Origin of the sequence: Occallatibacter sp. (assembly GCF_049510455.1) — a bacterium.
Taxonomy (GTDB): domain Bacteria; phylum Acidobacteriota; class Terriglobia; order Terriglobales; family Acidobacteriaceae; genus Telmatobacter.
Map to the genome: position 1 here is coordinate 19,560 of NZ_JBEKYX010000063.1, position 8,538 is coordinate 28,097.

10 protein-coding genes are annotated in these 8,538 nt (G+C 59.1%); 5 read left to right on the forward strand and 5 right to left on the reverse strand.

Translation table 11 applies throughout. The features are described 5' to 3' along the window. Positions 1-10: 10 nt before the first annotated feature. Together ABSG47_RS13010 and ABSG47_RS13015 are read left to right on the forward strand one after the other, a co-directional pair. Positions 11-343, forward strand: a complete 333-nt coding sequence (locus tag ABSG47_RS13010; protein ID WP_424170123.1) for a HigA family addiction module antitoxin — start codon at positions 11-13, stop codon at positions 341-343. Beyond that, the gene (locus ABSG47_RS13015) at positions 328-543 is read left to right on the forward strand and encodes a VOC family protein (protein ID WP_424170124.1); all 216 of its coding nucleotides are present in this window, start codon (positions 328-330) and stop codon (positions 541-543) included. The genes ABSG47_RS13010 and ABSG47_RS13015 overlap by 16 nt, the downstream gene beginning before the upstream one ends. 51 nt (positions 544-594) lie before the next feature. Here the strand turns inward: ABSG47_RS13015 and tsaE are convergent, their stop codons facing one another. Together tsaE and ABSG47_RS13025 are read right to left on the reverse strand one after the other, a co-directional pair. Next, complete coding sequence (tsaE, locus tag ABSG47_RS13020; RefSeq protein WP_424170125.1) at positions 595-1,068, reverse strand: tRNA (adenosine(37)-N6)-threonylcarbamoyltransferase complex ATPase subunit type 1 TsaE; 474 nt, start codon at positions 1,066-1,068, stop codon at positions 595-597. Further along, complete coding sequence (locus tag ABSG47_RS13025) at positions 1,065-2,699, reverse strand: NAD(P)H-hydrate dehydratase (protein WP_424170126.1); 1,635 nt, start codon at positions 2,697-2,699, stop codon at positions 1,065-1,067. Before ABSG47_RS13025 ends, tsaE begins: the two co-directional genes overlap by 4 nt. Positions 2,700-2,833: 134 nt before the next feature. On the opposite strand from ABSG47_RS13025, the gene ABSG47_RS13030 reads away from it, so the two are divergent. The 3 genes from ABSG47_RS13030 (at position 2,834) to ABSG47_RS13040 (ending at position 4,264) form a co-directional block, all read left to right on the forward strand. Next, positions 2,834-3,118, forward strand: a complete 285-nt coding sequence (locus ABSG47_RS13030; RefSeq protein ID WP_424170127.1) for a ribbon-helix-helix protein, CopG family — start codon at positions 2,834-2,836, stop codon at positions 3,116-3,118. Beyond that, on the forward strand, positions 3,115-3,507 hold the full coding sequence (locus ABSG47_RS13035) for a putative toxin-antitoxin system toxin component, PIN family (RefSeq protein WP_424170128.1): 393 nt from the start codon (positions 3,115-3,117) through the stop codon (positions 3,505-3,507). Before ABSG47_RS13030 ends, ABSG47_RS13035 begins: the two co-directional genes overlap by 4 nt. Before the next feature lie 88 nt (positions 3,508-3,595). Continuing rightward, the gene (locus ABSG47_RS13040; protein ID WP_424170129.1) at positions 3,596-4,264 is read left to right on the forward strand and encodes an alpha/beta hydrolase; all 669 of its coding nucleotides are present in this window, start codon (positions 3,596-3,598) and stop codon (positions 4,262-4,264) included. A gap of 174 nt (positions 4,265-4,438) precedes the next feature. Here the strand turns inward: ABSG47_RS13040 and ABSG47_RS13045 are convergent, their stop codons facing one another. The 3 genes from ABSG47_RS13045 to ABSG47_RS13055 form a co-directional block, all read right to left on the reverse strand. Beyond that, positions 4,439-6,052 carry a TIGR03435 family protein gene (locus ABSG47_RS13045; protein WP_424170130.1) on the reverse strand — a complete coding sequence of 538 codons (1,614 nt, stop codon included), beginning with the start codon at positions 6,050-6,052 and terminating at the stop codon, positions 4,439-4,441. A 309-nt stretch (positions 6,053-6,361) separates the two neighbouring features. Continuing rightward, positions 6,362-7,690, reverse strand: coding sequence for an Nramp family divalent metal transporter (locus ABSG47_RS13050; RefSeq protein ID WP_424170131.1), 1,329 nt, complete (start codon positions 7,688-7,690; stop codon positions 6,362-6,364). 287 nt (positions 7,691-7,977) lie between these two features. Then, on the reverse strand, positions 7,978-8,538 hold a 561-nt coding region (locus tag ABSG47_RS13055), incomplete at its 5' end, for a metal-dependent transcriptional regulator (protein WP_424170132.1).

Sequence of the window (8,538 nt, forward strand, 5' to 3'; positions counted from 1 at the left end):
AACCATGCCCATGAAGAATCCGCCCCATCCTGGGGATTTCATTCGGACGGAGATTATCGAGGCCGCAGGCTTGACGGTTACGGCGGCGGCACAAGCGTTGCGCGTCTCGCGGCCTACGTTGTCCAGCCTGCTCAATGGCAAGGCCAACCTCTCCGGGGACATGGCGCTCCGCATCGAGAAAGCCTTTGGAGTGAAGATGGACACGCTGATGCGTATGCAGTCGTCTTACGACATCGCCCAAACACGCAAGCGTGAGAATCAAATCCGCGTGCCGCGCATTTCCGTATTGGCCGCTACGCATTCGCGATCGGAGTCGCGCGCGGAGAAATGGAAATCACACTAGCCAACCCTATGCCAGGCCACGACCGCGACGCCTGCGTGGCGCTCCGCGTGAACGACACAGACCTCTATTACAACGAGTGGAATCCAAAAGTGAAGGTTTTACGCGCCCCAAAAGACGAAGACTGGGGTGCCCGCACTTTCGACCTGCCAGACGCCTCCGGCAATACCGTCTTCGTCATGGGCCCTGTCACTGGCAAATAGGCCGGAACGAAGGACTGGCTTTCGTTTCTGCTAATCCCTGATCCCTGACCTCTAGTCTTTCAGCGTCACCACAATCTTCCGCGCATCGCCACCCTTGGCCTCAATCGCAATCTCCCCCGTAGCGCGCTTCTTCAGGCTCTTGAATTTCTCGCCCCACTCCACCAGCACCAGCGCATCCTCGGTCAGCAGATCGTCCAGCCCCAGCGTCTCAAGCTGCCGCTCACCCTCCAGCCGATACACATCCAGGTGATACAGCTTCACCGGCACGCCATTCCGCACACCCTCATACTCATGCACCAGCGTAAAAGTCGGGCTCGTCACCTCATCGGGCTCCGCGGCCTCCAGCGCCTGCGCAATGCCCTTCACCAGCGTCGTCTTTCCCGTGCCCAGGTCGCCCGTCAGCAGCAGCAGTTGCGGTGGCTTCAGCAGCTTCGCCAGCTTGCGCCCCACTTCCACCGTGTCCGCGCCGCTCCGCGTGGTGAACTCATGCACCTTCCCGGCTGCCACCGTCGCTTCTGCCGTCATCGCTTCCTCCTGCCACTCGTTCTGCGACCCTGCAACCAAACATAGCCCGAATCGTCTCGATTGCTTATACGAAATGCCTGTGAAAAATGTGTAAAACTGTCCGTCGCCAGCAGCGTATGCTCGTTTCCCTTTCGCACGGCAATGTCCGCAGCCAGCCCATGCAGATAAACCGCCGCCTCCACCGCACGCTCCGGCTCGTCAGGATATTGCGCCAGCATTCCCGCAATCATCCCCGCCAGCACATCGCCGCTGCCGCCCTTCGCCATCCCCGGATTGCCGGTAGTATTCACTGCCACCTGCCCGCCAGGATGGGCCACCAGCGTCCGCGCGCCCTTCAGCACCACAATCGCGCCGTACCGCATCGCAAAGCTCCGTGCCACATCCAGCCGGTTTGCCTGAACCTCCGCAACCGTTAGCCCCACCAGCCGCGCCATCTCGCCCGGATGCGGCGTAATCACCACTGTCCGCTTCTTTGCAATTTTGGTCAGCAGCGTATCGGACTGCCGCGCCAGCTGATTCAGCCCATCCGCGTCAATCACCACCGGCATTTTCGTGCCGAACAGAAACAGGTTCAGAAACTTCACCGTATCCGCGCTCTGGCCCATCCCCGGCCCAATCACCGCCACCGTAATTCCCTTGGTCAGCGCCTCCCGCGCCTCTCCAGCCAGATTCTCCCACGCAATCTGACCCTCGGCATTCGCCTTCAGCGGCCACGTCATCAGCTCCGGCGCATACCCCGACACCACCGCCAGCGCAGTCTCCGGCACAGCCGCCGTCACCAGCCCCGCGCCCACGCGCATGGCCGCCATCGAGCTCATCACCGGCGCGCCCGCCTTGCCGCCCGCAGCGCCAAAACTCCCGCCCACCACCAGCACATGCCCAAACTTGCCTTTGTTCGCATCCGCCGCCCGCGGCCTCTGCACCAGCTCCATCGCCGCGCCGCCCCATTGCAATCCCAGCGTCGAAACCATCGCCTCATCCGGCGAGCCAATCGGAGCCACCACCACCGGCTGATCCCACCCCCGCGTCAGTTGCCCAAAAACATGCGCAGGCTTCGGAGCCGTAAACGTCACCACCGCATCCGCCGGAAACACGTCAGTGTCTACCGCAGCCTTGGTCTCATCCGCCGGCCAGCCGGAAGGCAGATCCACCGCCAGCACCGGCGCGCCGCTGCCCTTTACCCACTTCAGCGCATCCAGTACCAATCCCCGCAGCGGCGGCTGAAACCCCGTACCCACAACCGCATCCAGAATCAGTTCCGCATCAAAAGCATCTCCATGCAGCGCCAACTCCTCCGCCGCGGAAATCGCAAACATCTTGCAATTTCCCGCAGTCTCCAGCTCACCCCAGGCCACAGCCGCATCACCCTTCAACTCATCACGCGCACCCAACAGCAAGACCGTAACCACCAGCCCACTCTCAGCCAGCAGCCGCGCCGCCATAGCCCCATCGCCGCCGTTGTTTCCCTTGCCGCACAGCACCGTCACACGCCGCGCACGCGGAAACGCCTGCCGCGCCACCTCCGCCACAGCCTTTGCAGCATTCCGCATCAACTCAATCGAAGAAATCCCAAACCGCTCCGTACTCAAGCGGTCGCAAGCCTGCATCTCGGCAGCCGAAAGAACCAACATGGCTCTATCGTAGCTCTCAGCCGTCAGCACTCAGCCGTCAGTTCGCGATCGAGAACCAAAGCTGAAAGCTAAGAGCCTTTCCAATCACAATTCCGGCTGTACGACAAAGTACGATCATGTAATAATCATTCCTTATGAGCCTCTCCAGATCCCGCGCCTCCCGCGTCTTCACCATCAGCTTCCCAGAAGATCTGGCCGCGCAAGTCGAACAGGTCGCAAAGCAGGAAAGCCGCAACATCAGCGAGTTGTTCCGCGAAGCCTTCCGCACCTACCGCCTGCAGCGTATCCAGCAAAAGCTCTCAATCACACGAACAGCAGCCTCCCTTCGCGATAAGTCAACGTATGGCAAAGAGGACATAGAGAGCCTCGTCAACGAAATTCGTTCGGAATTGTCCCCTGTGAGAAAGCGCCGCGCGTGACAGTTGTCATTGACTCTGGAATCTGGATCTCAGCCTTGCACTTCGGAGGCGCTCCTCAAGCCGCCCTCGACACCGTATTCACTCACGATACGATTGCTATTTGCGAGCAGATTGTAACGGAAGTGCGCGCGATTCTTGCCCGTAAATTCTCCTGGACCGATGACGAAGTCCTCTCTGTTCTGAACGACTACACCATAGACGCAATTCATGCCGACGTAACAGGCTCCTTGCACGGCATCTGCCGTGATCCCAAAGACGACATGGTCCTCGAATGCGCCGTCAAATCCGGCGCTCAGCTGATTCTCACAGGCGACCTCGACCTGCTCAGCCTCAAAAGCTACAACGGAATCTCCATCCTCACCGTGCGCCAATTTCTGAACCAGAGATAGCGCCCGTCTTTACTGTCACCTGCAACCTGCAGCCAGTTCACTGCTTTCTCATCAACACCACAAACCGCCCTATAATCTCCGCATGTCGGTGCCACGCATTCTTGTCCTCGCCCTGGCTCTTGCCATCGTGTCACCTGCACAGCAGCCCATCTCGTTTGCAACCGACGACGGTGGCCATATCTGCGCCGACCTCTACGGCCACGGCAATAAAGCAGTCGTCCTTGCTCACGGCGGCCAATTCAAAAAAGAAAGCTGGCGCGATCAGGCATCGTCCCTCGCATCCGCGGGATTTGAAGTCCTGGCCATCGACTTCCGCGGCTTCGGTTGTTCCACAGGCCCAGGCCAGCAGAATTTCGACAATGCCCCATTCGACAAAGATGTACTCGCCGCGGTTCGTTACCTCAAAACGCAGGGTGCAAAAACCGTATCGGTAGTTGGAGGGAGTTTTGGAGGCGCAGCCGCCGGCGACGCCTCGATCAACTCGACGCCAGCCGAGATTGATCGCATTGTGTTTCTCGGTGCCGCGCCAAACCTTCCGGCGAATGGCTTAAAGTCACGAGCATTGTTTATCGTCGCGCGCAATGACACCAGCGGAAGCGGCCCACGCTTGCCCGGCATCCAGGCGCAGTACGAAAAAGCCCCTCAGCCCAAGCAGTTGATCGTACTCGATGGCTCAGCGCACGCTCAGTTTCTCTTTCAAACCGACCAGAGCACTCGCGTCATGCAGGAGATTGTGCAATTTCTGTCAGCGCCGTAAGGCGCGCTGCATTTCAAGTGCCTCGGCGCGTATATGAAGTTCCGGTTGCGTGGTCTGCAATCTGGACATTTCACATCGGCCGAGCAAGTTCTTTCCGTATTGCCGGCAATGCGCCGACAACACATCGCTTCCCATAAGCCGGCTTGTGAGGGCTCGCAGCCAGGGGAGAGTCCTCTAGTTCGCGGTAGGAGTCTCCTCGATGTGGTCGATAACCAACACTGGATAAGGGCGCTTGGTCTTTTCTAATTTCAGGCCCAACTGTCTGCTAATAGCGTCGAAGACGGAGAGCGCGCCATTGGGATCGGAGCTGTTGGGGTCGGCGCTGTTGGCGCCACCGCCGGCATTGGGAAGAATCCTGTCGGCGGAGCTGAAGCTGAGGGTGAAGTCGTAGGAGCCCTTGAGGTCGGTGCCGTCGACAACGGGGTTGTAGATGTAGCCGCTGGCTACGTGTTGGAGCTCGTCGCCAATCTGAGCGATGGTCATATTCTGGCAGGTGATGAGCCGGTTGAGAACGGGACTGGCAATGCGGGGATCTTTGCCGTCAGGGCCTGGACCCTCCTTGCATCGGGTACGCTCAGTCGGGTCAGGAGTGGGCTTGAGTCTGGGTTTGACCGCTATGAGAGTGTAGGCGGTGACGGGGCGGTCTTCCATGTGCCATTTCATCTGAAAACGTTCCGTGATCAAGGCCCGAAGCATACTGCGAAGGTCCTCATAGTTGATCAGGTTGCCGGAGGCGAATTTGTCGACGCGAACGTTGTCTCCGGCCTTGGCTAGAACGTCGAACTTCGCTGCGTCCAGCCATTTGGGGGCGTTGGCGATGTTCTCTTTGTTGTTCGGGTTGAGGTCCCAGCCGAAGTTGATGAGAAACATCAGTGGGATGGCGCGGGTCTCGATCTGGCCGCCGGTGATGCGACCGTACCCCTGCTCGTCCGGGGCGCTGGGCTTGATGGTGGCGACCTCGAAGGGTGCTGCCGGCGGCTCGGGAAGGGCTTCGGCTATGTTCGGGGCGTTCGGAGTAGGGGCCTCGTCTACGCTCACAACCTGGAACACGGGGCGGGGTGCCGTTTTAAGCTCCAGCTTGAGGCCCAGTTGCTTGTCTACCGCGGCAAAGATGGAGATGCCGTCGGACCCCTGCTTTTCAAGCTGGCCGCGCCCCGTCCACTTGATCGTGAAGTCCCAGGCTCCTTCAAGCTTCGTCTCGTCAATCACAGGTTGATCGAGATACCCACCGGCGAAGTCATGGAGCGTATCGGCAAGAGCGGCCATGGTCAAGTGCTTGCAGTTGACGGTGATATAGGACGGAGCACCAGAGGGAGGATTTTGCGGCGGAGGAGCAGGCACGCAGGAGCCGTCGCCGCTGCCTTCCGACTCCGTCATCTTCGGCTTGCCTGCTCCAGAGGAAAGAATGTAGGTCGGCATGGCGGCAGTGCCGGTCGTGACGACGAGGTGAAAACGGTCGGCGAGCAGGGCACGAAGCATCAGTTTGACGTCGGCATGTGAGGTCCCCGGAGGAACTTTGGCGCGAATGTCGTAGTAATCGCGCTCAAGCCAGGTGGGACCGCCATGTATGTTGGCTGCATCCACTCCGTAGGCGGTGGCGATGAGATCGACCATGGTGGCCTGAGTGAGAAAGTAACGGTCGCCCTGGATGGAGTTGCCGTGCATGAAGGGGTTGGAAGTAAACGGACTCGCGTGGACATCCGCGATGACGAAGGATTTGGACACAGCCGGTGTCTGGGCCATCGACGAGACTGAGAGAAGCGCAAAGAGAGCGAAGGCTGCTCGCATAGGAACCTCCGGAGTGACGCCGTTTTAATATAGAATACTACATAGCCAAAGCGAAGATTGGGCTGGGTAAAGATTTCCCTGGGTAGCAGAGGTATGAGTTTACCCCTGTGAACGATGTTTTAGGCAATTGTATTTTGGGGATAGACGCTGCGGGAGCGGATTCGTCTTGAGAGACGCGCGTGTATTGAGTAATGTTCGTATCGTCGCCCATCCTGACCTCTGACGAATCTTCCCCGGATCGTCCAGGTTCACAGTTGCAGGCCAGCAGATTGCAGTGAGCCGTGATCGACTCTAACCACGAACAACGAATCACTGCCTCACCAGCAACACCACAAACCACCCATTCAACCCCGCAATCGCCGCCGCCGCCGCCCACGCCAGCCCCTTCAGCCACGGCGCATTCACAAAATCCCCCATCCGCTTCCGGCTGCCCGTAAAAATCACCAGCGGAACCACCGCAAAACTCAACTGCAGCGAAAGAATCACCTGGCTCAGCAGCAGCAGCTTCTCCGTCCCATGCTCGCCCCACAGCGCCACCACCACCACCGTCGGCGCAATCGCAATCGACCGCGTCATCAGCCTGCGCAGCCACGGAGCCACCTTCAGGTGGACAAACCCCTCCATCACTACCTGCCCCGCCAGCGTCCCTGTAATGGAAGAATTCTGCCCGCTCGCCAGCAGCGCCACGGCAAAGATCGTGCTCGCAAACCCCGCGCCCAGCAGAGGACTCAGCAGCTTGTAAGCATCCTCAATCGCCGCAACTTCATAGTGCCCGCTCTTGTGAAATACCGCTGCCGCCACAATCAGAATCGCCGCATTCACAAACAGCGCCACCGTCAGCGCCGCTGCGGAATCGATATTCGCCAGCTTGATCGCCTCGCGCTTACCCTCGCGCGTCCGCGCATAATCCCTGCTCTGCACCAGCGCAGAATGCAGATATAGATTGTGCGGCATCACCGTCGCGCCCAGAATTCCAATCGCGATATACAGCAGGTTCGGGTCCTTCAAAATCTGCGTCGAAGGCACAAACAGGTTCCACGCCACCACCCCATATTCGGGCCGCGAAAGCACCATCTGTATCCCAAACAGCGTCACAATCGTCCCAATCAGCACAATCACAACAGCCTCAAGCTTGCGAAAACCCCAGTTCTGCAAGAAGAGAATCAGCAGCACATCCAGCCCCGTAATCAGCACGCCCCAGATCAGCGGAATATGAAACAGCAGGTTCAGCGCAATCGCCGACCCGATCACCTCCGCCAGGTCGCACGCCGCAATCGCAATCTCAGCCCCAATCCACAGCCCTGCGCCGACCCACTTCCCCGTCGCCTCCCGGCACATCTGCGCCAGGTCGCGCTCCGTCGCAATCCCCAGCTTCAAACTCAAACTCTGCAGCAGCACCGCCATCAGGTTTGAAATCATAATCACGCTCAGCAGCGTGTACCCGTACCGCGAGCCGCCCGCAATATCCGTAGCCCAGTTGCCGGGGTCCATATACCCCACGGCAATCAGAAACCCCGGCCCCAGAAACCCCAGCAGCCTCCGCCAGCCCGTCCCCCCACTGCCCAGCCGCACGCTGGCATTCACCTCCGGCAAAGAAGGCGCATTCGTCGTCAACTCAGATGTAATTTTGGTAGCCATGCGCAGAAAATGAGAACCGTTCGGCAGCTAAAGGGATGAGCCTCAGCTAAAAGATGTGCTCGCTAAAAAGCCGTGCCTTGTAACAGGGCACGACTTTAGTCGTGCCGGCAAACCAGCAAAAATGTGTCCGGGCTTTAGCCCCTGAGGTAAGCTTCTTGCGGTGAACCGCATTCGAAGAGGATTCCTAAGACGATGCTTGATACCGCCGCGGAAAATCCCGCTAAACCAAGTATGCCATAGGTTATTTAATCATAGTTAATATAAATTTTTATTTAACGTTATTGAAATCATTCTGCCCGTAGCCAAACCGCCTCCGCCGCCGGACGACCCAAAATCGTATCCGGTTTAGAATTGGCCTTATCCAACTCAATCGAAACAGTTTGATCGTAATTCTGGCTCTTCACCTTCAGCTGCTTCCCCGGCCCAATCCCCGCATGATGCAAAAACAGCAGCAGCTTTGGATCGCGCTCCTGCAAACTCACCACCACATACATCTTCCCCGGCTCAGCCTCAGACAGTGGAGCCTCACCCCGCCGCTTCCGCTCCGCAGGATTCTCCGGCAGCACCGCATTCCCATGCGGACAAGCCCCATCCCCCAGCGTCTCCCTCAGCTTGGCCTCAAACGCCGGTGAAACCGCATGTTCCAGCCGCTCCGCCTCTTCGTGGATCTCGTACCACTCCATTCCGAAGACCTCGCTCAGCATGCGCTCCACCAGGTGGTGCCGCAGCGCCGTCCGCGAAGCCGTCTCCAGCCCAGCCTCCGTCAGCCGAACAATCCCATCCCCGCCCACAGCCACAAACCCATCGCGCTTCAGCCGCTTCAGCGCCATCGTCACCGCCGGCGCAGA